This is a genomic window from Flavobacterium sufflavum, from assembly GCF_004016525.1.
In the GTDB taxonomy this organism is placed as follows: domain Bacteria; phylum Bacteroidota; class Bacteroidia; order Flavobacteriales; family Flavobacteriaceae; genus Flavobacterium; species Flavobacterium sufflavum.
The window spans coordinates 34,636-59,676 of sequence record NZ_SACJ01000014.1 but is presented as its reverse complement, the minus strand read 5'-3'; the positions used below and the strand labels follow the sequence as shown (position 1 = coordinate 59,676).

General features: G+C 35.8%; 18 protein-coding genes. All 18 read left to right on the top strand.

The annotated features are described in order from the left end of the window. Positions 1-106: 106 nt before the first annotated feature. The 18 genes from EOD40_RS16370 (at position 107) to EOD40_RS16285 (ending at position 25,035) form a co-directional block, all read left to right on the top strand. Positions 107-1,144 carry a GntR family transcriptional regulator gene (locus EOD40_RS16370; protein ID WP_128197370.1) on the top strand — a complete coding sequence of 346 codons (1,038 nt, stop codon included), beginning with the start codon at positions 107-109 and terminating at the stop codon, positions 1,142-1,144. Positions 1,145-1,278: 134 nt separating this feature from the next. After that, positions 1,279-4,536: a SusC/RagA family TonB-linked outer membrane protein gene (locus EOD40_RS16365; protein WP_196781460.1), complete on the top strand. Its 3,258-nt coding sequence runs from the start codon at positions 1,279-1,281 to the stop codon at positions 4,534-4,536. Between the two features lie 16 nt (positions 4,537-4,552). After that, positions 4,553-6,328 (top strand): RagB/SusD family nutrient uptake outer membrane protein, encoded by a 1,776-nt coding sequence (locus tag EOD40_RS16360; protein ID WP_231129648.1) that lies wholly within the window; start codon positions 4,553-4,555, stop codon positions 6,326-6,328. Between the two features lie 66 nt (positions 6,329-6,394). After that, positions 6,395-7,717: an alginate lyase family protein gene (locus EOD40_RS16355; RefSeq protein WP_128197368.1), complete on the top strand. Its 1,323-nt coding sequence runs from the start codon at positions 6,395-6,397 to the stop codon at positions 7,715-7,717. 53 nt (positions 7,718-7,770) lie between these two features. Continuing rightward, complete coding sequence (locus EOD40_RS16350; RefSeq protein ID WP_128197366.1) at positions 7,771-9,009, top strand: DUF5013 domain-containing protein; 1,239 nt, start codon at positions 7,771-7,773, stop codon at positions 9,007-9,009. 163 nt (positions 9,010-9,172) lie between these two features. Further along, on the top strand, positions 9,173-9,592 hold the full coding sequence (locus tag EOD40_RS16345; protein ID WP_128197365.1) for a glycoside hydrolase family 97 N-terminal domain-containing protein: 420 nt from the start codon (positions 9,173-9,175) through the stop codon (positions 9,590-9,592). Continuing rightward, positions 9,528-9,662, top strand: coding sequence for a glycoside hydrolase family 97 N-terminal domain-containing protein (locus tag EOD40_RS18350; RefSeq protein WP_394343677.1), 135 nt, complete (start codon positions 9,528-9,530; stop codon positions 9,660-9,662). Before EOD40_RS16345 ends, EOD40_RS18350 begins: the two co-directional genes overlap by 65 nt. A 91-nt stretch (positions 9,663-9,753) precedes the next feature. Next, complete coding sequence (locus EOD40_RS16335; protein WP_196781459.1) at positions 9,754-11,064, top strand: alginate lyase family protein; 1,311 nt, start codon at positions 9,754-9,756, stop codon at positions 11,062-11,064. A gap of 218 nt (positions 11,065-11,282) precedes the next feature. Then, positions 11,283-13,178: a glycoside hydrolase family 97 protein gene (locus tag EOD40_RS16330; protein WP_231129647.1), complete on the top strand. Its 1,896-nt coding sequence runs from the start codon at positions 11,283-11,285 to the stop codon at positions 13,176-13,178. Between the two features lie 31 nt (positions 13,179-13,209). After that, on the top strand, positions 13,210-14,400 hold the full coding sequence (locus tag EOD40_RS16325; protein ID WP_128197361.1) for a DUF4861 family protein: 1,191 nt from the start codon (positions 13,210-13,212) through the stop codon (positions 14,398-14,400). Between the two features lie 10 nt (positions 14,401-14,410). After that, positions 14,411-16,075 (top strand): glycoside hydrolase family 43 protein, encoded by a 1,665-nt coding sequence (locus EOD40_RS16320; protein ID WP_128197359.1) that lies wholly within the window; start codon positions 14,411-14,413, stop codon positions 16,073-16,075. Positions 16,076-16,085: 10 nt separating this feature from the next. Beyond that, positions 16,086-18,044, top strand: a complete 1,959-nt coding sequence (locus tag EOD40_RS16315) for a glycoside hydrolase family 127 protein (protein ID WP_128197357.1) — start codon at positions 16,086-16,088, stop codon at positions 18,042-18,044. A 48-nt stretch (positions 18,045-18,092) separates the two neighbouring features. Then, entirely contained in the window at positions 18,093-19,334 is a 1,242-nt protein-coding gene (locus tag EOD40_RS16310; protein WP_128197356.1) for a glycoside hydrolase family 88 protein, read from the top strand. A gap of 55 nt (positions 19,335-19,389) precedes the next feature. Continuing rightward, the gene (locus EOD40_RS16305; RefSeq protein WP_128197354.1) at positions 19,390-20,709 is read left to right on the top strand and encodes a sugar porter family MFS transporter; all 1,320 of its coding nucleotides are present in this window, start codon (positions 19,390-19,392) and stop codon (positions 20,707-20,709) included. Between the two features lie 48 nt (positions 20,710-20,757). After that, positions 20,758-22,203, top strand: coding sequence for a glycosyl hydrolase family 28 protein (locus EOD40_RS16300; RefSeq protein WP_128197352.1), 1,446 nt, complete (start codon positions 20,758-20,760; stop codon positions 22,201-22,203). A gap of 300 nt (positions 22,204-22,503) precedes the next feature. Then, positions 22,504-23,094, top strand: a complete 591-nt coding sequence (locus EOD40_RS16295; RefSeq protein ID WP_128197350.1) for a TetR/AcrR family transcriptional regulator — start codon at positions 22,504-22,506, stop codon at positions 23,092-23,094. Positions 23,095-23,221: 127 nt separating this feature from the next. Next, positions 23,222-24,019 carry an SDR family oxidoreductase gene (locus EOD40_RS16290; RefSeq protein WP_128197348.1) on the top strand — a complete coding sequence of 266 codons (798 nt, stop codon included), beginning with the start codon at positions 23,222-23,224 and terminating at the stop codon, positions 24,017-24,019. 11 nt (positions 24,020-24,030) lie between these two features. After that, on the top strand, positions 24,031-25,035 hold the full coding sequence (locus EOD40_RS16285; protein ID WP_128197346.1) for an NADP-dependent oxidoreductase: 1,005 nt from the start codon (positions 24,031-24,033) through the stop codon (positions 25,033-25,035). The last annotated feature ends 6 nt before the right edge of the window (positions 25,036-25,041 follow it).

Genomic DNA, 25,041 nt, shown 5'->3' with positions numbered 1-25,041 from the left:
ATTTACAAGATTGGTAGTTGTAGACTAAAAAGTTAAAAGTTAAGCTGATGATGTCAAATACAAATTTGGATTAAAGAAGTTAATAAAGTTTTAATGTGTGAATCGTATGAGAAATTATAACAGTTTTAAAGATATACTATCAATAAGCGATTATTCAAGAGTTCGCAAACACAGACAGATTATTAATTCTGTTTTAAGTGCTACAACAATAGGTTCGTTGAAATTAAATGACAAATTGCCTTCGGTTAATGAATTAGCGATTGATTGTAATATTTCAAGAGATACAGTGGTAAGAGCCTATACTTTCCTAAAGGAGAATGATATAATAGATTCGATTCCCGGAAAAGGTTATTATATAAAGTCAATAACCAATAAGTATAAGCCTAAAGTTTTTTTGTTGTTGAATAGTTTGAGTCCCCAAATGAAAAAAATTTATGATGCTTTTGCTGAAGCACTTCAAGATAGAGCAAATATTGATGTATACATTTATCAAAACGATTATAATCAATTTAAAAACCACATCCTGGATAATAACACAAAAGAATATACCCATTATGTTTTGGCTACAAATTTTGAGGATAAGGATTATATCGATTTTATCAAAAATGAAGTAGCTGTGGATAAGTTGATATTACTTGAAGGTAATTCTGAACAATTAGGAGATGAAATAGCTTGTGTTTATCAGAATTTAGAATCCGATTTTTTTCAGGTATTAGAAGAATTAGAATGTTATTTTAGAAAATATAAAGGGATTAAATTGGTTTTGCCTAAGAACAATAAGATACCGAATGAAATTAGGGATTCCTTAGCGAAATTTTGTCATCAATATCATTATAAATTTAGAATAGTAGAAGATTTGAATAATGAAAAGCTGGAGAGAAATACAGTATATGTCAATTTTGATAATGATGAAAGTTTGGTAAATCTGATAAAAAAAATTAACTGCACTGATTTTGTTCTCGGAAAAGATATAGGATTGCTATCCTATGACGATAATCCATTAAAAGAATTGTTGGCTGGTGGAATTACAGTAATAAGCCATGTTTTTGAAAAAATAGGATATCAGTTAGCTGATACTATTTTGAATAACGAGAGTGAACAACTTTTAGAACCCTTAAATGTGATTATTAGAAAGTCACTATAAAGTTTTAATAATGTTTGTTGAAACACAATAAGATGGATTAAGTGTCTTATTTATTATAGAATAATGCTAACGATGTACAGTATAGCATTTAAAACTAAAAACTAAATTAATTATTAACCAAAATGAATTGTTTTATGAACAAACCGAAAATTATTCAGCATAAGCTGAAATTTTTATCAAAACCAACTTTGTTAGCGTTATTATTAGGAAGTAGTGTGGTAGGGGAAGTATACGCTGCAAATTCTGATAGTTCTGTTAATCTAAGTTTGAATGTTGCTAGGTTGGAAAGTGTGCAGCAAAATATTACGATAACGGGGAAAGTAATTTCTGCCGAAGATAAGATGGGGATTCCCGGAGTTAACGTTTCCATAAAAGGAGTTAAAGGTGCTGTTAGTACTGATTTTGATGGAGGATATGTTATAAAGGTTTCGTCAACTGATGCGGTATTAGTATTTAGCGGTATTGGTTTAAAAACCCAGGAAATTAAAGTAGGTGTTCAAAAAGTTATTAATGTAACTATGGCAGCTGATGTTTCTACATTAAATGAAGTTGTTGTTGTAGGGTACGGTACTCAGAAAAAGGCAACATTAACAGGTGCAGTAGAGGTAGTAAGTTCTAAAGTATTTGAAGACCGTGCGGTTACAAACGTTGGTTTGGCATTGCAAGGACAAACACCAGGTTTAGTGGTCACCAGAAGTTCTGCCCGACCAGGTAATGAAGGACTTAATTTTGTTATCCGTGGTGCTTCTTCTGTCAATGGGTCTGAACCATTGATTATTGTGGATGGGGTACCTGTATTAAATGCGCAATCTTTTCAGAATATGAATCCTGATGATATAGAAAGTATCTCAGTTTTAAAAGATGGTTCAGCTGCTATTTATGGTTCCCGTGCATCTAATGGGGTTGTTTTGGTAACAACTAAAAGGGGTAAAGGAAAAGTGAAAGTGAACTTTAGTACCAATCTTCGTTTTGTTACTAATGGTTTGGTTGGTTATTCACCTACTATGCAAGAATATGCTACAATGTGGTTAGAGGCCAACAAAGAAGAGACTACACCTAACTGGTGGATTTGGGGAAATAAAGATAATCTGTTAAATATGCAGAAGGGGGTTGAAGGTAAATATGATCTTTTTGGTACAGATTTCTTCATCTTTAATGCAAACCGTATTGAAGAAATGTTTTCTACCCGTTATTCTTACCAGCATAACCTGAGTGTTTCTGGTGGAGGTGATAAATCGAGTTATCGCTTATCTTTAGGGGTAGCCGATAATCAGGGTAATTTAGCGACAGCTTATGATGGTCAGAAGCAGTTAAATGCCCGTTTTAATTATGACTACAATTTATCGGAAAGATTAAAATTAGAATCGAGTATCAGTATTACTAATACCAATACAGGTCAGCCTTCTAAAGGGTTAGGAAATATCCTTTATTCCACAGATATGCCATTCTATCCAGCAAAAAATCCTTATGGTCAATGGTTTGCTCCTTTTAATGGGATTGATGGTGGGGCTATTAAAAATGCTGCTGCAACTTCAGCCGATGGAGGTAGATATGTTAAAAAACAATTAACAGGTCGTATTGATTTAAAAGCTACTTATAAAATATGGAACGGAATATCAGCAGAAGGATTAGCTTCTATTCAAAATGAGCGATTTACTCATGAAAGATATGTGGTACCTGTAAGATTATATGATTGGTATGGGAATCCTAAAGGGAATGCTTATCAAACTGATGGAATAAACAATGTTTATGAAGCTAGTGCTGAGTCGAAATTTTATCATTATTATCAGGCATTATTACGTTATGATAAAACCTTTAAAGAGAAACATAATGTTTCGGTTATGGGTGGCGTGAGTGCTGAAAAATGGACTGCTCAAGGCATAGGTGCATCACGAGTTGGATTTGAAGATTTGGGTGTTTATGATATTAGTTTGGCAGCTACTACTACACAAACAAATGGTGGTTATAAAGATCTTAACGGTCGTTATTCCTATCTAACCCGATTAAATTATAATTATGATGAAAAATACATTGCCGAATTGACAGGAAGAAGGGACGGTAATTCCCGTTTTGCAGAAGGTTACAAGTTTAAAAACTTTGGATCGGCTCAATTAGGTTGGGTATTTACCAAAGAGAAATTTTTAAGCCCTATTAGCAATATTCTCAATTTTGGTAAAATTAGAGGAAGTATTGCATCTACAGGTAATGAGGCAAAAGGATTAGGAGCATTTGACTACCTTTCTCTTGTAGGTATTGGTTCTACAGTTTTAGGTCAGCCAGCTTCACAACAAACAGCATCTTATAATAGTGCTTTGATCAGTAAAACACGTACTTGGGAGCGAGTGACACAAAAAAACGTGGGTATCGACCTTGGTTTTTTAAATAATCGTTTGACGACTACTTTCGACCTTTATGAGAAAGAAAATATAGGGATGTTGATTGGTGTTACTTATCCATCTGTATTGGGCGGAAGTCCACCTAAAACCAATAGCGGTAATTTCAATACTAAAGGATGGGAATTTGTTATAGGCTGGAAAGACAATGTGAAAGATTTTAGTTATAATGTATCCTTTAATATGGGTGATGCAAAAACTATGGTAAGTGGCGTAGAAGGTGCTGATAGCTATGGGGCAGGTACAAATGGAATTGTAAATGGACTTCCTTGGAAACCTATATTTTTATTCAAGACGGATGGCTATTTTAAAGATCAGGCTGATGTAGATGCCTATTACCAAGCCTATGGTGGTAGTGATCTTTTGGCAGGTTTGCCAAAAAACAATCAGGCTGTTGCTTTACGTCCCGGGGATACAAAAAGAGTGGATGTTGCAGGAACAGGGAATATTACAGCTAATGGGAATAAGAATAGCTCATTGGTTTATATGGGAGATGGTACACCACATTATACTTATGGTATTAACATGGGAGCATCCTGGAAGGGGTTTGATATAAATACTTTTTTTCAAGGTCATCTGGAGCAAAATATCATGCGTTCGGGATATATGGCTTATCCATTCAGGGCATTGTTTACGAACCAGAATCCAACCTTTTTGGGAAAAACCTGGACAGAAGAAAATCCTAATGCAATGTATCCACGATTGACAGTCAATCCTACACGTGCGGGATGGAATTATGGCAATAATGATTTTATGTTACAGAATAGCCGTTACATTCGACTAAAAACATTAGTAGTAGGGTATTCACTACCGGAAAGCTTAATAAAACGTATGAAGTTAGATAAAGTAAGGTTTTATTTCTCTGGTAATGATTTATGGGAAGCATCATCTATTAAAGATGGATTTGATCCTGAAGCAGGTGAAAATGCAACGGATGGTGATAATGCAGGATACCCTTTTGGTCGTACTTGGTCTTTTGGGTTAAATGTTGGTTTCTAATAACTTAAATTAAAAAATGATGAAAAAAATATTGAATTATATAGTTCTAGGAGGTCTTTTTTTAGGCTTGTCGGGTTGTCAGGATGAATTTATTGATTTAAATCCAGAAGGACAATTTACAGATGCAGTTTATTTCAAAAAACCTAGTGATTTTAAAGCATATACTACTGGTTTTTACGGACAATTACAAGGATGGGATTTTGGAAACATGGATAATGGTTCAGATTTGTCGGCTAATGCCAATGGAAATGGTACGGCTTTAGGACAAGGAACAATTGCAACAGCCAGTACTAATTGGGATTATTCTGGGATTCGTGTTTGTAATATTTTATTAGCTAAAGCAAATGAATATACAGGAGAAGGAAGTATCAGCCAGTATGTGGGTGAAGCTCATTTTTTTCGTGCTTATGCTTATTTTAATTTACTAAAAACTTTTGGAGGTGTACCTTTGGTAACAACAGTTTTGGATACTAATTCTCCTGAGTTATTTGCGCCTCGAAACAGCCGATATGAGGTAGTTGCGCAAATTTTAAGTGATTTAGATAAAGCCATTTCAAATCTTCCAACCGAACAGAATTTGGTAGCTACTGATAAAGGCAGGATAAGCAAATGGGCAGCTATGGCCTTAAAAGCACAAGCCGAACTATACGAAGCCACCTGGGAAAAATATGTAGGTCAACAGGCTGATGGAGATGGTACAGCAATTGGTGCTGGAACAACAGGATACAATCCTGCCAACATAAATATTTACCTGACAGATGCCGCAGCAATGTGTAAAGAAATCATGGATAATGGGGGGTACGAACTGTGGAATAAGAATGCTGATTCCAAAATGACTAATTTAAGTTCTTGGTATTTGTTCAATCTTGAGGATGCAGGATCTAACCCAGGAGGTTATGATAAATCTACAAATAAGGAATTTATTCTATACAGCGTGTATGATTATACACTTAAACAGTCCAGAAAAAATATAAGTTGGACATCCTGGCAACTCTATCCAAGCCGTAAATTTGTCGATATGGCAGTATGTACTGATGGATTACCGGCAGCTAAATCAACTTTGTTTCAGGGGTATCAAACAACAACCTCTGAATTTCAAGCCAGAGATTTACGTTTGTTAAACTATTTATATAGTGCAACTACGGCACCAACCTCTGTTACTTTAGATTTTGGGAGCTTAGGATTTAGTGGTTACGGTAACTCGAAATATGCCGTGTATGGTTTTGGTACTCGTAGATTAGATAATACCGAATCAGCCAACTGGCCTATTATTCGATTGGCAGAAGTGTACTTAATGTATGCAGAAGCATTGTACGAACTAAACGGAAGCATTACGGACACGCAATTGAATGCCTCAATTAATAAATTAAGAGACCGTGCAAAGGTAGCTTACTTGACTAATGCGCTGGCTTCAGCCAATGGCTTAGATATGAAACAAGAAATAAGGAGAGAGCGTGCTGTTGAGCTATATCGTGAAGGCAAACGTTTTGATGATTTGAAGCGTTGGGGTATTTTAGAAGAATCTTTAAATCCATCCCGTTTGGGGAGAGTAGTGGGTAGTGCTTCTTACACAACCCCTTTTAAAGACGCTTCCGGTAATCCTACAGCTGCTTATAAAGCAAACACCTATGTGTTTGGTGAAGAGACAGTAGAAACTCCAAAAGGGGTGTTGAATTGTGTGGTAATTGATAGTAAATTAAACCATACGGTGACTAAAAAACATTATTTGTACCCTATTCCTCAAAGCCAAATGTTGTTGAATAATAAGTTACTTCAAAATCCTGGGTACTAGTAAACTGAAATTTGATAGACCTTGCAGGTTTTATACCTGTAAGGTTTGTTTATAAAAATAGTAATTATGAAAAAGGAACAATTTAATTTTTACCGGTTAGTTGCGCCAACACTAATTTTAGGTGTATTTGGTCTGGTGATTGCGTGTTCAAGCCCTTCGAGTGGGGGAGATACCCCAACCCCAACCCCAACCCCAATCGTGCTGGCTATTAATACTTTGGACCCTTCTGTTCCCATGAAGCATATTGGTGCGCTTCATACCGAAGAAGACTATGCAAGGATAAGAGCTAAAATTGCAGTACAAGCAGAGCCATGGACGTCTGGATGGAATAAATTAATAGCCAATTCGCACGCACAATCAACTTATACCGCCAGTCCTGTTGCAACATTAATAAGAGGAGGAAGTTCGGCTGAAGAACCTCTGCCAGACAATTATAGTCGTGCTATGAATGATGCGGCTGCAGCTTATCAACTGACATTAAGATGGAGGATAAGTGGAGATGCTATTTATGCACAAACAGCAGTCAATATCCTTAATGCCTGGGCAACCACTTGTACACGTATTAGTGGAGATTCCAATACCGCTTTGGCTGCAGGGATATACGGTTCTCAATTTGCCATTGCGGGAGAAATGCTGAGAGGTTATCCGGGTTGGAATCCAACTGATTTTGCGGCATACCAAAAATGGATGAAAGATGTTTTCTATAATTTGAATAAGGCCTTTTTAGAAACCCATTGGGGTACTTGCCAATCTCATTATTGGGCTAATTGGGATTTGGCTAACTTGAACTCTGTATTGGCTATAGGTATTTTAACAGATGATAGAACTATTTATAATTATGCCATTAATTATTTACAGAAAGGTAATGGCAATGGAAATTGGTATAAAGCCATAAACCATGTTTTTGATGGAGATGACGCGGGCTTGGCTCAGCTTCAGGAAAGTGGACGAGATCAAGGGCATGCAACATTGTGCATTGCATTAATGGGACAGATTTGCCAGTTAACATGGAATCAGGGAGATGATTTTTACGGATTGGATAATAACCGCTTCTTAAAAGCTTGTGAATATGCGGCAAAATATAATATAGCAAGGCTAAATGTCCCGTTTTTCGAGTACACTAGGAATTATAAAGATGCCTGGAGTGCTTGTGGGGGAGTGGAAACACATACCCAAATTAGTGACGCTGCTCGAGGATCATTTCGTCCTATGTGGTCTGCGCCATATTTTCATTATACAAAAATTAAAAACATCTCAGAAAGTCTTACAAAATATACTAAAATGGGTTTAATAAGCTCTTTACCGGAAGGTGGAGGTGGTGATTATGGTCCTAATAGCGGAGGGTTTGACCAATTAGGATTTGGAACACTTTTGTATACCAGAGATTAAAAATAATATTATAATTATTTCATATAATAGATAAATTTTAAACAACAAGAATTATGAAAATATTTAAAAATAATAGTATCCTCATCAGAGGATTCATGATGGTTATTTGTTTTACTTTTTTTACTGCCTGTGAAGAAGGTCCAAACTTTAGAATTCAGGAGTACCCTGAACAAACGGCAACAGGAATAAGCCATACTTCTGGATACCCTGGTATTAATGTAACCATTACAGGAACTGATTTTGGGACTTTAAAAGGTGCTGTAAAAGTATATTTTGGAGGTATTTTGGCTACTAATGTAGTTTCCTGTGAGGATACTAAAATTGTAGTTCAGGTGCCTGCTGCAGCAATTAGTGGAAAAGTAAGTTTACAAGTATGGAAACATCTTAATGATTCTTTTGCAGAATTTACCGTTTTGCCTGCTCCGGCAATTACATCAGTTGTTTCAAGTAATGCGATTAATACCGTTGCCTTTCCCGGAGTTGATATCGTAACTATCAATGGTATTAATTTTGGTACAGACGCATCAAAAGTAGCGGTAAGTTTTAATGGAACTGCAGCAACGATACAAAACATTGCAGATAATAAAATTACTGTGACAGCACCAGCAAATTATGCTACTGGTTTTGTTTCAATTACTATGGGAGGATTAACTGTTCAGGGAACTCCTGCCATCATTAACCCAACAGCAGCGGGTGATATAACCCCATATTTTCTAAGTAATACTGGGAATTTTGTTTCCGGAGGTGGATTTGTTAGTAATACAGATGCATATTCTGCTAATAGATGGGGTACATTAGGAGCACCTTGGATAACTAATGCAGGTGCTAAAAATAAAACCAATGCTTCATCGGTAAAAGTTGGTGGATTTTCTAAAGATGGTGGAAATCGTCTTTGTTTTGAAACTTGGGGTGATACACCGGTTGTCGATGGAAAGGTATATCAACAAACATCAATGGCCTTGCCAGCTGGTAGTTATACAGTATCATTTACTTATTATTCAGAAAATCATCCAACATCTTCTGTTTATTGTGTAGCAGCTACTGGAGATGGGTTGCCTTCGTTGGCGAATTTAAATACTGCTTTAGGTTATGTTGGTACCTGGAATAGTACTCCTGTAGGAGCAACAGCTCCAAATAGTGCAACTGGAGCAACAAATCCAATAACTGCAAAATTTGACTTTACAGTAGCTACTTCTCAAAAAGTATCTATAGGGTTTTTAGTTAATATGGCAGGAGCTGCTACTAAAGCCGATTATTTTATTGTGGGTGGGATGAAGTTAGTTAAGAATTAATTTACTGTATATTTTAAAACAAGGGGATTAAATAGATAATCCCCTTGTTTATATTCTAAAAATATTTTTTAATTATTTGTGTAGCCCTTTTTTAAAACCATTGTTGGGCGGATCATTTAAGTTATTTACACTCAGTGTTTTTATTTTTTAAATTAAACAAAGAATGTTTTACAGCAAAAAAATAATTTTAACAGTATTTTTATTGGTTTTTATTAGCATTGAGATGTTTGCTCAAAACTCAACTTTAAATCAAACGTTTGAAAAACAACTGTCTTCCCCTGATAAAAATTATGAGTTTGTTATACAACAAAAGCAGGATGCTTCAGGGGCAAACAGTCTTAGCTATCATTTGAATTATAAAGGAAAAACAGTTATTCTCAATTCAGGATTGGACATAAAATTAGACAATCGTGCCTCAGAGTGGGCTTTGGCCATTAAAAAAGTGTCAACAGGCGATTGGATGGATGGATGGATTGGTTTTAAAAGAAACCAAAAACAAGAGTATCGACACTTCTTGGATTCCGCCTTATGGCGAACGAAAAATTATCAAGGAAAAATACAACGAAATTGTTCTAACATTTGAACAAAAAGCTTCTTCTAATTACATTATGGATCTTCAAATCAGGCTTTATAATGAAGGTCTGACGATATGAATAAGCATGGCAATGGTAATAATGATGTTATCTATGATGTGGTATCTTTTTCTTTTAGTTTACCAGAATAAAAATATAAAAATATAAAAATATGAAAATATTAAAAATGAACTGTATCTATTATGTGGTTGCAGGAGTAACTATTTTTACAAGTTGTTCATCAAATGATGGGACTGATTCGGGTACTACTACTCCACCACCAGTTGTAACAGTTGCCGAGATTAAAACATTAGATCCTTCTGTACCCATGAAACATGATGGCTATGTTAAAGATGCTGATTTTGTAAGTATAAAAGCAAAAATTGATGCAAATCAAGAACCATGGGTTTCTGGATATAATAAGTTAATTGCAAATTCCCATGCACAATTAACTTATACCGCCAATCCAACAGTAAAATTAGTTCGTGGTGGAAACAGTGCAGAAGAGCCAGATCCAGACAATTATTCTCGTGCGATGAATGATGCGGCAGCTGCATACCAATTAGGACTTCGATGGAAGTTAACAGGTGATGCTCAATACGCACAGGCTGCTATTAATATTTTGAATGCTTGGGCTTCAACTTGTACCAGAATTTCTGGGGATTCAAATGCAGCATTGGCAGCTGGGATTTATGGCTATCAATTTGCAATAGCTGGTGAACAGTTGAGAAATTATTCAGGTTGGACTGCAACTGATTTTACAAAATATAAAGAATGGATGCGTACGGTATTTTATAATTTAAATTATAGCTGGTTGTCGACTCATTTTGGTTGTCATCCTCAGCATGCCTGGTCCAACTGGGATTTGTGTAATATGGCTTCTGCAATGGCTATTGGAATCTTAAATAACGATAGAAGCATTTACAATTATGTAATTGATTATTATCAGAAAGGGAAAGGATGTGGAAATAATTTTGTTACCATATTTGAACCGTTTCCAAGTCCTAATTCCAATATGGCACAAATGCAAGAAAGTGGAAGAGATCAAGGACACTGTACTTTATCTTTAGCATTGTTAACAACTATTTGCCAACTTGCTTGGAATCAAGGAGATGATTTATGGGGTTTTAGAGATAATATCGTTTTGAAAGCAAGTGAGTATGTGGCTAAATACAATGTAACTTATTTGGAAGTTCCATATACGGTTTATAGCTGGCATGAAGGAGATCCTTGGACAGGATGTGGAATTAAAATGACAGAATTACCAACTATTGGATCTTCAGGTAGGGGAGGTGGACGCCCAATGTGGGCAATGATTTACAATCATTATGCTAAAATAAAAAAACTTCCTGCTACAAGTATGTATTATACAGGCTTAGGTGCGAAATCAGTTCAACCTGAAGGAGGAGGAGGAGATTATGGAGGAAACAGTGGAGGATTTGATTCACTTGGTTTTGGTACTTTATTATTTAGTTTAGAATAGACTTGTTAGCCTATTCTTATCTTTTTCACTAAGAAGTCTATAAATTAAAGATTACAATGTATTAAAAATCAATTTCAATTCACTACACCGCTTGAACGAAGTTTTCATTTTCAAAAGTAAGTTTTAAGTATCAATAGGATTTTTTTATGATTAATAATTTTAATAACATGAAAATCAGTAAGTTTTGTATTATATGTCTGTTGTTTTCTTGTGTGCTAATGGCTCAGAAACAGGCTTTAATACAGGAAACTGTTCAGAAATTAAAGTCGCCAGACGGGAGTTATGAGTTTAGTTTTTATCAAAAGAAAATCACTGATAATGAAAAACAGATGTACTATACTCTTTCTTATAAGGGGAAAACAGTGGTACTGGAGTCTGAATTAGGGGTGTTGATAGAAAATCAAACTTTTGAGTCTGCTCTTGCCGTGCCTAATGATACTTGTAAAGTATGGGGAGAAAATTTGAAATTTAAAGACTTTCAGATAAATAGTGTGGATCAAACTTGGAAACCTGTATATGGGGAAAACGAATTTATTCGTAATAACTATAATGAAATGACATTGTCTTTTAGTAAAGGAGACGAGACAAAAAAAGTAGCTACAGATGGATATGATAAAAGCAAGGGATACTTTATGAATGTAGTAGTTCGTGCTTACAATGAAGGAATTGCCGTACGGTATCATTTTCCGGAGCCAACCAACGGATTGTTTCTTCATATAGTAGGGGAACAAACTCAATTTACAATGCCCGAAGGAACTTTGGCATATTATGAACCATGGGCTCAGGGACCTTATTCTTTGTTGCCATTAAAAGATTGGAAAGGACAAAGCGAACGTCCGTTAACAATGAAGCTGAGTAATGGATTAACTGTGGCTCTTGCCGAAGCACAAATGACTGATTATGCTCGAATGAAATTTAGTCTGAACAAGACTAAACCGAATACACTTCAGGCTACACTTTACAGCAGTGTTGATGTAATTCCCGCCTATTCAACTCCTTGGCGAGTAATTATGGCTGCAGATAAAGAAACAGACCTAATTGCGAATAAGACTATTATTTTGAATTTAAATCCTGAAAGTCAATTAAAAGGCGTGTCTTGGATTAAGCCTGGAAAAGTGATACGCGTGGCAAAACTAACCCAGGCTGATGCTAAAAAATGTGTTGATTTTGCAGCTGAAAGAGGATTGCAATATATTCATTTGGATGCTAGTTGGTACGGCCCTGAAATGAAAATGAGTTCAGATGCTACTAAAACTTCAGCAACAAAAGATCTTAATGTTCCTGAACTGTCTGCTTATGCTGCTTCAAAAGGGATTGGGCTTTGGGTATATGTTAATCAGCGTGCATTGATTCAGCAATTAGATACGATTTTACCATTATATAAAAAGTGGGGAATCAAAGGGATAAAATTTGGTTTTGTGCAAGTTGGAAATCAACATTGGACCACATGGTTACATGAAGCGGTAAAAAAATGTGCCGAATATGGTATGATGGTAGACATACATGATGAGTATAGACCAACCGGTTTCAGTCGTACTTACCCTAATTTAATGACTCAGGAAGGAATTCGTGGAAACGAAGAAATGCCTGATGCGAATCATAATACCATTTTGCCATTTACCCGATTTTTAGCTGGGCCAGCCGATTATACAATAGCCTATTATTCTAAAGCGATTAAAAATACGCATGCGCATCAATTAGCATTAGCTGTGGTTTATTACAGTCCAATTCAGTTTATGTATTGGTACGATCAACCGTCGGCTTATAATGGTGAACCTGAAATAGATTTTTTTGATAAAGTGCCTACGGTTTGGGATGATACCAAAGTGTTGAACGGTGAAATTGGGAAATATATCACTACCGCGAGAAAATCAGGAAAGGATTGGTTTGTGGGAAGTATTACGAATAATGAGGCGCGTACTTTGGAACTGAATTTTGACTTTTTGGATGCTAATAAAAAATACAACGCCAGAATCTATTCTGATGATGAAAAAGTGACTACCAAAACAAAAGTTGCCTTAAAAGATGTGGTTGTTAAAAAAAGTTCTAAGATAAAATTAGACTTAAAAGCTTCCGGTGGAGCTGCGATTTGGATTACTGAAGTAAAGAAATAGCAGTTTTTGAATAATAGAAATTAAATAGAAAATGAAATTTAGTTTAATCCAAATAGCGAGTTTTTTAGGAATCTTGGTTTTGTTTTCCAGTTTTGACAGCGAAAATAAAGTAAGTAAAAAGATAGTGGTCGAAAACAAGCTTCATTTCGACCGAAATGAAGTCGTAAGTATTCGTTTGAATGCCAATAAAAGTCTTTCTGAAATTAAAGATTTTAGTGCGCTATTGGTGAAAGATGCAAGTGGGAAATTAGTAGTAACCCAATTGATTGATAATAATCTGGATGGCACTCCAGATGAGTTGCTGTTTAAGGCGGCTGTTCCTGCAAAATCAAAAGTAAGCTATACTCTTTTTACAGATTCTAAACTTAAAACACCAAAGAGTTCCAATACAACCTATGCCCGTTTTGTACCGGAGAGAATTGATGATTTTGCCTGGGAAAATGACAGGGTGGCTTTTCGTACCTATGGACCTGAAGCGCAACGCCTGGTAGAAGAAGGAAAAGAAGGCGGTACGCTTTCAAGTGGGATTGATCTTTGGCTGAAAAAAGTAAATTATTCGATTATTGATTCCTGGTATGCTAAGAATGTAACAGCACCGGGTTATTACCATATCGAACATGGTGAAGGATATGATCCGTACCATGTGGGAAGTAGCAGGGGTACCGGCGGGACAGGGATTTGGGAAAAGGACAGTTTGCATATCTCTAAAAATTACACCAAATACCGTGTCATTGCAAAAGGGCCTTTACGTACCATTTTTGAATTGGATTATGCTCCCTGGAGTAAATACGGAGTTACCGAAACCAAAAGAATCTCTCTTGATTTGGGCTCGAATTTTTCAAAATTTGAAAATAAAATAAGTTCGAGCAGTGCAATCCCGAATTATACTTTAGGAATCACGCTTCATAAAGAAAAAGGAATCGTAGCGATAAATACCCAAAAGGGGGTTTTCCGTTATTGGGAACCTATCGACGATTCTTTCGTGGGTGAAGGGATTGTGATTGATCCCAAAGTTGTAAAATCAGCACTAGATCATCGATCTAAAGCGGCTGACCAAAGCCAGATTCTGGTGGTAACAGCACCTAAAAATAACACATTGACTTATTACGTAGGTTTTGCTTGGACAGGAAGTGCTCAGGTACAAACCGTTCAAGATTGGGATAAGATGTTGGAAAGACAAGCACAAATCATTCAAAATCCATTATTGGTTATAATTAAATAAAATGCGAATAATGAAGAATAAAAGTTTCTTTCTGGGTATAGGTATTTTGATTATCAATGGATGCAGTTCTATTGATAAAAAAAATAATACTCGTATCCTTCAAGAGAACAAAATAGAAAACTATGCGTCTGAGGTTTGGAAATCCGATCAGGGGGATGGCACTTTTATCAATCCAATTTTGCATGCCGATTATTCCGATCCCGATGTGATTCGCGTAGGAGATGATTATTATATGACTGCCAGTAGTTTTAATTGCGCTCCGGGTTTACCAATATTACATTCTAAGGATTTGGTGAATTGGACGATTATTAATTATGCGATTAATAAAGTAGTTCCGGAAAAGGTTTTTGATGTACCCCAACACAGCAAAGGGGTGTGGGCTCCGGTAATCAGATACCACAACAATGAATTTTATATCTATTGGGGTGATCCTGATTTTGGGGTGTATATGGTGAAAACCAAAAATATTGCCGGTGTCTGGGAAGCTCCTGTTCTGGTGATGGAAGGTAAAGGAATTATAGATCCTTGCCCGTTATGGGATGGAGAAAAGACCTATTTGATTCACGGATGGGCGGGAAGCCGTGCCGGAATTAACAGCCTGTTGACCATCAATCAAATGAATAGCGAGGGGACTAAGGTTATTGATGAGGGAAAACATGTTTTTGACGGCCATGAAAAACATCATACGCTGGAAGGACCAAAATTGTATAAAAAGGATGGTTACTACTATGTTTTTGCTCCTGCAGGGGGAGTGGCTACAGGATGGCAGTTGGTATTACGTTCTAAAAACATTTATGGTCCCTATGAAGAAAAAGTAGTATTAGAGCAGGGAAGTACAAAAATTAATGGTCCGCATCAAGGGGCTTGGGTAACGACACCCAATGGAGATTCCTGGTTTTTTCATTTTCAGGATAAAGAGGTGTATGGAAGGGTTTTGTTTTTAGAACCGATGCGTTGGGAAAAAGATTGGCCTGTAATGGGAAAAGATTTGGACGGAAACGGAATTGGCGAACCGCTATTGCATTTGAAAAAGCCTGTTGTTGGGAAGCAATATCCCATTCAAACGCCACAGGAAAACGATGATTTTAATGATGGAAAATATGGCATCCAATGGCAATGGTACGGAAATCCGTCGATTAAGTGGAGTGCCCAGATTCCGGGGACTGATTATCTGAGGCTTTTTTGCATGAGTAAAAAAGAGTTACCCAATTTATGGGACGCTCCGTATTTATTGTTACAAAAATTACCGGCAGAAAATTTCACGACCACTACTAAAGTAAAGTTGAATATCGAATGGGAAACCAACGGTAAAACTGCAGGATTATTAATGATGGGACAGTCGTATGCCTATACCGGAATTAGTTTTGAAGATGGTCATTTTTGGATTAAGCAGGTAACATGTATGGATGCCATCAATGGAAAACCGGAAAAAGTTATTGAAAAGAAAAAACTCCAAAAAAATGAGGTCTTTTTAAGAATGCAGGTAAAAGCCCCTGATGCCAGCTGCTACTTCAGTTACAGTGAAGACGGGATTCATTTTCAAACGATAGGGGAAAGTTTTAAAGCACAAAAAGATTTATGGATCAGTGCTAAAATGGGAATTTTCTCTGTAAGTGAAGCGAATGTCAGAATGGGAAGTTATGCCGATTTTGATTGGTTTAAAGTATCAAAATAAAAAAATAAAAATGAAAAATAGTAAAAGCCCGAAAATAGTTTCTAATACGATATTGGCAATGGTGATGTCATTTTCGATAGTAAGTATAGGGCAATCCCATTATCCGGGACAGCATGTTGATAAATTGAAGGTCTTGGATAAGGCTCCGATTAAGCTGTATGGTTTTGATCTTTCAGCGGTTAAATTGTTAGACAGTCCTTTTAAAGAAAACATGAAAAGAGAAAGCAATTGGATTCTTTCTTTGAAAGTAAACAGTTTGCTGCATAGTTTCAGAACCAATGCAGGAGTGTATAGTGGAAACGAAGGAGGCTATTTTGTAACCAAAAAACTGGGTGGCTGGGAATCTTTGGATTGTGATTTAAGAGGTCATACCGCTGGACACATTATGTCGGGTTTATCCTTGCTGTATGCTACAACTGGGGATGAGGTGTATAAAGTAAAATCAGACAGTATTGTAAATGGCTTGGCTGAGGTACAAAAAGTGTTAAATCAGGGAGGTTATTTAAGTGCTTTTCCACAAAATTTAATTGACAGAGCCATTGCAGGAAAAAGTGTTTGGGCACCTTGGTACACCCAACACAAGATTATTTCGGGTTTGATTGACCAGTATTTGTATTGCAATAATGCAAAAGCTCTTGAGATTGCTAATGGTATGGCGGCTTGGGCTTATCAGAAAATAAAAACTTTGACAGATGATCAACGCAAACAGATGTTGAAGAATGAGTTTGGCGGGATGAATGATTCCTATTATAATTTATATGCGCTGACTGTCAATCCCGAACATAAATTTTTGGCTGAGTTCTTTTATCATGAGGCAGTTCTTGAGCCATTGACGATAGGAGAGGATATTCTGGATAAAAAACATGCCAATACTTATATCCCAAAATTAATCGGGATTTCAAGAGGTTATGAATTGGAAGGGAATGATAAGTATAAAAAAACTGCCGATTTCTTTTGGAACACCGTAGTCAGTCATCATTCTTTCATCACGGGAAGCAACAGCGATAAAGAGAAGTTTTTTAAACCGGATCACATCTCAGAACATTTAACAGGATATACGGGAGAATCCTGTAATGTGTACAATATGTTGAAGTTGACCCGTCATTTGTTTGCTTACGAACCCAATTCAAAGTATGCCGATTATTATGAAAAAGCATTGTACAACCATATTCTGGGACAACAGGATACCGTGTCCGGGAATGTTGCTTATTTCCTACCAATGATGACTGGGGCGCATAAAGTGTACAGTACAAAGGAGGATTCATTTTGGTGTTGTGTGGGTTCCAGTTTTGAAAATCAGGCAAAATATGGAGAGTTTATTTATTACTACAATGCAAATGAGCTTTATGTAAACTTATTTATTCCGTCAGAATTGAATTGGAAAGAAAAAGGATTAAAAATAAAACAAGAGACTCTTTTTCCTGAAGAATCCAAAACAAGTTTTACAATAAACACAGCCACTGCTGTAAAAATGACCATCAATATCCGTTATCCGGAGTGGGCAACATCAGGTGTTAGCATAAAAATTAATGGTAATCCGATAAAAGTCAAAAAAGCGGCAAACGGTTATATCCCAATAGAAAGAAAATGGAATAATGGTGATCGTATTGAATTAATGATGCCAATGGAGCTTAAGAGCAATCCTACTGCTGATAATTCCAATGTAGTGGCATTTACCTATGGCCCGATTGTACTTGCCGGTAGAATGGGAACCGAAGGAATGCAAGCTCCGGCACCGTTTACGAATACGAAATTATACAATGATTATTACACTTTTGATTATCATGTTCCTGCAGGTTTAAGCAACAAATTGGATGTGAAATCAGGGAATATTAATACGTATATAAAACCAATACAGGAGCAGCCTCTAAATTTTAAATTGGTTAATGAAGGAATTGAATTAGCACCTATTTATAAGATTCACAGGGAGCGATATAGCATTTATTGGGATATCAGTAAAAAGAAATAAACGGAACAGATAGAAATCAAAAATATAGAATAACAATAAATCAGTAAGATGAAAAAGATATTAATTTTTGCCATGACAATGACAATTGCAATGGCCAGTTGCCAAAACAAGAAACCAAAAGCGTTTGATATTGATAAAAACTTAGCCTATTGTGTTACACAAGCTAACAAGACTCTTGCAGCTGCACCAGATAGTTTGGCAATTCCCAGAAATATTGCTCCGGGTGCCAAGACATGGAATTATGTAGGTTATGAGGATTGGACAAGTGGATTTTGGCCAGGGACATTATGGTATTTATATGAATATACCGGAGACTCTGTTTTAAAAAAACAGGCGGATAAGTATTCCCGTTTTCTGACTCCTTTATCGATTCGTTCGGCAACTGACCATGATTTAGGTTTTCAGGTATATTGCAGTTTTGGAAATGGATTGAGATTGACCCAAGATAAAGATTATAAAAATATTATTCTGAAAACAGCCGATACTTTGGCTACTTTGTTCAATCCTAAGGTAGGAACCATTTTGTCCTGGCCGGGAATGGTGAAAGAGAAGAATTGGCCTCACAATACCATCATAGACAATATGATTAATTTGGAAATGTTGTTTGAAGCGTCAAAAATGGGAGGCAGTAAATCCTTATACGATATGGCTGTAAAACATGCCGAAACGACGATGAACAATCATTTCAAAAAAGATTACTCTGTGTATCATGTGGTGGTGTATGATACAGTTACCGGTAAAAAAATAAAAGGAATGACGCATCAGGGATATGCTGATAACAGTATGTGGGCCAGAGGTCAGGGTTGGGCCATTTATGGTTATACGATGGTGTATAGAGAAACCAAGGATCCTAAATTTTTGGATTTTGCCCACAAAGTGACCAAAGTATATTTAGACCGTTTGCCTAAAGATTTGATTCCGTATTGGGATTTTGATGCACCAAATTTAACTAAAGAACCTAGAGATGCTTCTGCTGCTGCACTTGTCGCTTCGGGATTGATAGAATTATCAACCTATACAAAAGATAAAGCATTGGCCAAAACTTATTTGGATAAGGCTGAAGCCATGCTAGCCGAATTATCAAGTTCAAGATACCAAAGCGGTAATGCTAATCCTTCTTTTTTATTGCATTCAACAGGACATTATCCTAACAAAAGCGAAATAGATTATTCGATTATTTATGCCGATTATTATTATGTGGAAGCTTTAGTACGTTTGAAAAAATTGAAATCAGGGAAAGATATTTTAGCTCCGCTTCAAAGTAATAAAGCAATTGTTGCTAAAAAATAATAACAACTAATCTATAAACAGGATTTTTTTACTGTCTAAAAAATAAACAAACATTATGAATAAAATACTTTTATGGTCTATTACGGCAGCTCTGGCCGGTTTCTTATTTGGTTTTGATACCGTTGTGATTTCGGGTGCCGATAAAAAATTACAGGAGCTATGGCATACTTCTGATGTTTTTCACGGTTCGGTAGTTATGGCAATGGCATTATGGGGTACTGTGATTGGAGCTATTTTTGGAGGAATTCCTACCAATGCCTTAGGAAGAAAGAAAACATTAATCTGGATTGGGGTTTTGTTTCTGGTTTCAGCGATTGGTTCATCTTTAGCCAATGATCCTTATGTTTTTGCTTTTTTTAGATTCTTAGGAGGTTTAGGAATTGGAGCTTCTACCATAGCGGCACCTGCTTATGTTTCTGAGATTGCACCTGCAAAAGACAGAGGACGCTTGGTTTCCTTGTACCAGTTTAATATTGTACTGGGAATTTTAATAGCATTTTTATCTAATTATTTATTGAGAGACGTTGGAGAAAATGCCTGGCGCTGGATGATTGGGGTAATGGCTTTTCCGTCTTTTTTTTATATGATAATCGTTTTTGCAATTCCGGAAAGCCCAAGATGGCTGTTGTCTAAATCCAGAAATGAGGAAGCAAAGAAAGTATTGCAACAAATTAATCCTGACGCTGAAATTGAGGAATTGATGGCGGAGTTTCATGTAGGTGAAGATAATCATGTAAAAGGAGAAACCATCTTTTTAAAGAAGTATAGATTCCCTTTGATATTAGCCTTTTTGATTGCGCTTTTCAATCAGTTATCCGGTATTAATGCGTTTCTGTATTATGCCCCAAGGATTTTTGCCGAAGCAGGATTAGAAGAGAGTGCAGCCCTGATGAGCAGTATCGGAATTGGTTTAACCAATTTGGTTTTTACTCTTTTAGGAGTGTTTTTGATTGATGTTTTAGGACGTAAGGTATTGATGTACATTGGTTCTGTAGGTTACATTATTTCGCTTGGTTTGGTTTCAGTTGCCTTTTTCTTAAAATGGCAGGGAATGGCAGTTCCTATTTTCTTATTTATGTTCATCGCCTCACATGCTATCGGACAGGGAGCGGTTATCTGGGTTTTCATTTCTGAAATTTTCCCGAATCATCTTAGAGCCAGCGGACAGGCATTTGGTTCTTCCACACACTGGGTATTGGCAGCGATTATACCGTCGATGGTACCGTTTTTATTCTCGACCATCGGGGCAGGAACGGTGTTTTTAATCTTTGCCGTAATGATGGTTTTCCAGTTGCTTTTTGTGATGTTTATGATGCCTGAAACCAAAGGAAAAACTTTGGAAGAATTGCAGGAAACGGTTTTTAAGCAGCAATAGAAAAGCGAACCTTAATTAATTTAAATTTATATAATTTGCTAAAGTATTATGAAGAACATTAAAAAACTATTTCATTTTGGTCTATTGCTGTTTTTAGGAAATATGCTGTATGCTGGAGTTGAAGTACAAAATAACCTAATTACCTATACTGCTCCGAAAGATGCATTACAAAACACAGATTTTTCGGTCAAGGTTCGTGTCCCGGGTGGAAAATGGCAGGATTTAGCGGAACATTCGATTAAGGTAGACGAAGTAAAAGACAACGGTCATAATGTGCAGAATGCGTCAATGAGTTATTTTGACTTTTCGGGTGAAGTAGAAGTTTCTGTCACTTTTAACCACGGACTTATCAATACTTCCAGAATACGACCTTTATCTTATGGAATTAAGCATGATGTAAACGGAAATACTTTGACGTTTAAGTTAAATAAGCCATCCAATTTGTCAATAGAGGTTAATGGAGATATTATGCACAATCTGCATCTTTTTGCGAATCCTATAAGTACTTATGTGCCAGATAAAAAGGATAAAAAACTGATTTATTTTGGTCCAGGGATTCATAACATACCAGACGGTAAACTGATGGTTCCTTCTGGATCAACAGTATATGTAGACGGCGGTGCTATTATTATGGGGAAGATTAGGATTGAAAATGTCCAAAATGTAAAAGTGTTTGGTAGCGGTATGGTCGATCAGTCCATAAAAGGAGGCATTTCTATAGCCAACTCTAAAAATGTTGAGGTCGAAGGACTATTTAGTACCCAGTGTTTCACCGGAGGATCGGATAATGTTACTATTCGAAATGTAAAGGTAATCAGTTATTTTGGGTGGGGCGATGGAATGAATGTTATATCCAGTACTAATGTTCTCATTGACCGCTCGTTTAACAGAAATTCCGACGATTGTACCACTGTGTACGGAACCAGAGGTGGTTTTAAAGGTGGCTGTGTTAATATTACTATGCAAAATTCCACACTTTGGGCAGATGTAGGTCATCCTATTTTGATAGGAACACACGGTAGCACGCCCAATCCGGAAATTCTTGAAAATCTGACCTATAAAAACATAGATATATTGGATCACAAAGAACGACAACTTGATTACCAGGGTTGTATGAGTCTAAATGCAGGAGACAGCAACCTGATTAGAAATGTAAAATTTGAGAATATCAGAATTGAAGATTTCAGACAGGGACAACTTGTAAATATCCGAGTATTTTTTAACAGCAAATATTGTACGTCACCAGGTAGGGGAGTGGAAAATGTTCTTTTCAAAGATATTACTTACAATGGTGTGAATGCCGGAACATCTATAATTGCGGGCTATGACAGCAACAGAAAAGTGAAAGATGTGGTTTTTGAAAATCTTACTATCAATGGTGTTGTAATCTACGACGATATGCCAAATAAGCCTAAATGGTTTAAGACGTCTGATATGGCAAATTTCTTTGTAGGGGAACATGTTGAAGGAATTATTTTTTCGAAAACAAAATAGTAATCATTTTTTTAGATAAATTTAGAGAGGTTGTCCAAAAAAGGCAGCCTTTTTCTGTTTCAAAAGATTCCGATTTTTCAATAAACCTTGAAAGATTTCTGCTTCATTGCTGAATTTTACTCTATTATGCTTCTTTATAAAAGGGGTATTTTACAAACTACAAAACCAAATAAAATTGATGCGAAATTTATTTTCTTCGAAAAAAAGCATTAGTATAAAGTTAAAATATTTATAAAAAGATTAAAATATTTTACAAAATAGACTTTTTAGTATATTTTTGTCCTGTAAAATAATAGTACGATGTTGACAAAAGCTGAAAGAACAAAACAATTTATTATTGAAACCGCGGCTCCAATTTATAATCAAAAGGGAATTTCAGGAGCAAATATTGATGATGTCCTTGATGCTACAAAATTAACAAAAGGCTGTCTTTATGGCCATTTTGAAAACAAAGAAGATCTCTCCTTGCAGGTTATTGATTATATGATTGAAAATAATTCTAAAAAATTAGTTTCAATGATCAGTAAAGAGAAAACAGCTAAAGGTAAAATTTTTAACTATTTTGATTTTTATAAAGACCCAATAGAAACTCATATTAAAGGAGGCTGTCCTTTAATTAATATGGCCGTTGAATCGGACGATAATTTTCCTCGTGTTAAGGAAAAAATAGCCGAAGTATTTAGACAAGGCCAAAATATGTTTGTTGAAATTTTAAAACAAGGTATTCAAAATGGGGAGTTTTCTAATGACCTGATACCTGAAATTTATGCTTTCAAGGCTGTTGCTGCAATTGAAGGAGCAGTTGTTATGTGCCGCATTATGAACACTGCAAAACCTATGCAGGGATTGATAAAAAGTCTGAAAGCCGAATTAGAGAATTATTCAGTTTAATTTTTTTTGGCTTAAAATATACTTTTTGGTTTATTTATAATGAATTAGAATAAAACAGAAAAATCAGTGAAATAGCTTATGAAATATACCAAAAAGTCTAAAAACTAATTTATAAAATAAAATAATTATGAAACAAACAATTTTAATAACAGGTGCATCATCAGGTTTTGGTTTACTAATTGCAAACGAGCTGCATAAAAAAGGGTACAACGTAATTGGTACAAGCAGAAACCCTGAAAAGTATACATCATTACCATTCAAAATGATAGCTTTAGATCTTGATTCAGAAGAATCAATAAACACTTTTTCTGAAAGAATTTTTAAGGAAATAAGTCGGTTAGATATTCTCATAAATAACGCAGGCTTTTTAGTGTCGGGTATTGCAGAAGAAATACCTATAGCGTTAGGAAGGAAACAATTAGAAACCAACTTTTGGGGAACTATCAAGGTAACTAACGCTGTATTACCGCATTTTAGAAAACAAAAATTTGGTAAAATAATTACTGTGGGTTCAATTATTGGGCTTGTTTCATTCCCTAATGCTGCTTATTATGCAGCTTCCAAACACGCATTAGAAGGGTATTTCAAATCATTGCGTTATGAATTGAATGAGTTTAATATTAGTGTAGCCATGATTGAACCCGCTGCTTTTAAAACAAGCATTGCAGATAATTCATCTTCCCCGATTGCACAAATTGAAGATTACAATTCATTAAGAGGAAAAATTGAAAAATTTACTAACGATTTAGTAGAGCAAGCCGAAGATCCTAAAATGGTAGCAGAAAAAGTGCTTAAAGTAGTCCAAGCAAAAAATCCTAAATTTAGAAACATTGTTGGAAAAGGTACATCTACCCTGATCAATTTACAACACTTTGCCTATGGAATTTTAGAAAAAAATGTTCTCAAAAAATTAAATAGTTTTTAAAATAAAATAAGATGAAAGCATTTATAATAAAAAAATACAGTAAAAAAGAAAAATTACAACTTACCGAAGTAGCGGAACCAATTGCGAAAGAAAATGAGGTTTTGGTTCAAATACAAGCAGCAGCTGTCAATCTTTTAGATTCCATGATAAAGCTGGGAGAATTCAAACTCTTTTTGCCGTACAAGACACCAATCATAAACGGTCACGATATGGCTGGAACTGTTGTTAAAGTTGGTTCTGGTGTTAAGAATTTTAAGATTGGTGATGAAGTCTATTCAAGAGTAGGAGATTACAGGATAGGCACTTTTGCTGAATACATTGCTGTCAATGAATCTGACTTAGCTATAAAACCTAAAAATCTTACTATGGAAGAAGCAGCTTCCATTCCATTAGTTGGATTAACTTCCTGGCAGGCTCTTGTTGAAATTGGAAAGCTAAGAGAAGGACAAAAAGTTTTCATTCAGGCTGGTTCCGGAGGTGTGGGTACTTTTGCTATCCAACTGGCTAAACATCTGGGAGCTTTTGTGGCAACAACTACAAGTACAACTAATATAGATTTAGTAAAAAGACTTGGTGCAGATTTAGTAATTGACTATAAAACAGAAGATTTTGAAACCAAACTTAAAGATTACGATTTGGTGTTGCATAGCAATCGTGACCCCAAAATACTTGAAAAATCATTACGCATTTTAAAATACGGCGGACAATTGATCTCACTGGTGGGACCACCTACTCCAGAGTTTTCAGAAGAAATTGGTTTGCCCTGGTATTTAAAATTAGTAACAACATTGATAAGTTCCGGTGCAAAGAAAAAAGCAAAGAAACTAAATACTACTTTCAAGTTCTTGTTTATGAGAGCAGAAGGAAGCCAATTAGAACAAATTACCCAGCTCATAGAGTCAGGTGTTATAAAACCAGTTATTGACAAAGTATTTCCATTTGAACAAACCAACGATGCAATGGCTTATGTAGAATCGGGTAGAACCAAAGGCAAGGTGGTTATAAAAGTAAAATAATCTAAA

What these genes read in the sequence shown, in the direction of transcription:
- EOD40_RS16305 (WP_128197354.1), top strand. Translation starts at nt 19,390, where the DNA reads ATGAATAAAATACTTTTATGGTCTATTACGGCAGCTCTGGCCGGTTTC.
- EOD40_RS16320 (WP_128197359.1), top strand. Translation starts at nt 14,411, where the DNA reads ATGAAGAATAAAAGTTTCTTTCTGGGTATAGGTATTTTGATTATCAAT.
- EOD40_RS16290 (WP_128197348.1), top strand. Translation starts at nt 23,222, where the DNA reads ATGAAACAAACAATTTTAATAACAGGTGCATCATCAGGTTTTGGTTTA.
- EOD40_RS16370 (WP_128197370.1), top strand. Translation starts at nt 107, where the DNA reads ATGAGAAATTATAACAGTTTTAAAGATATACTATCAATAAGCGATTAT.
- EOD40_RS16315 (WP_128197357.1), top strand. Translation starts at nt 16,086, where the DNA reads ATGAAAAATAGTAAAAGCCCGAAAATAGTTTCTAATACGATATTGGCA.
- EOD40_RS16330 (WP_231129647.1), top strand. Translation starts at nt 11,283, where the DNA reads ATGGCTCAGAAACAGGCTTTAATACAGGAAACTGTTCAGAAATTAAAG.
- EOD40_RS16335 (WP_196781459.1), top strand. Translation starts at nt 9,754, where the DNA reads ATGAAAATATTAAAAATGAACTGTATCTATTATGTGGTTGCAGGAGTA.
- EOD40_RS16300 (WP_128197352.1), top strand. Translation starts at nt 20,758, where the DNA reads ATGAAGAACATTAAAAAACTATTTCATTTTGGTCTATTGCTGTTTTTA.
- EOD40_RS16310 (WP_128197356.1), top strand. Translation starts at nt 18,093, where the DNA reads ATGAAAAAGATATTAATTTTTGCCATGACAATGACAATTGCAATGGCC.
- EOD40_RS16360 (WP_231129648.1), top strand. Translation starts at nt 4,553, where the DNA reads ATGATGAAAAAAATATTGAATTATATAGTTCTAGGAGGTCTTTTTTTA.
- EOD40_RS16355 (WP_128197368.1), top strand. Translation starts at nt 6,395, where the DNA reads ATGAAAAAGGAACAATTTAATTTTTACCGGTTAGTTGCGCCAACACTA.
- EOD40_RS16345 (WP_128197365.1), top strand. Translation starts at nt 9,173, where the DNA reads ATGTTTTACAGCAAAAAAATAATTTTAACAGTATTTTTATTGGTTTTT.
- EOD40_RS16325 (WP_128197361.1), top strand. Translation starts at nt 13,210, where the DNA reads ATGAAATTTAGTTTAATCCAAATAGCGAGTTTTTTAGGAATCTTGGTT.
- EOD40_RS16285 (WP_128197346.1), top strand. Translation starts at nt 24,031, where the DNA reads ATGAAAGCATTTATAATAAAAAAATACAGTAAAAAAGAAAAATTACAA.
- EOD40_RS16295 (WP_128197350.1), top strand. Translation starts at nt 22,504, where the DNA reads ATGTTGACAAAAGCTGAAAGAACAAAACAATTTATTATTGAAACCGCG.
- EOD40_RS16365 (WP_196781460.1), top strand. Translation starts at nt 1,279, where the DNA reads ATGAACAAACCGAAAATTATTCAGCATAAGCTGAAATTTTTATCAAAA.
- EOD40_RS16350 (WP_128197366.1), top strand. Translation starts at nt 7,771, where the DNA reads ATGAAAATATTTAAAAATAATAGTATCCTCATCAGAGGATTCATGATG.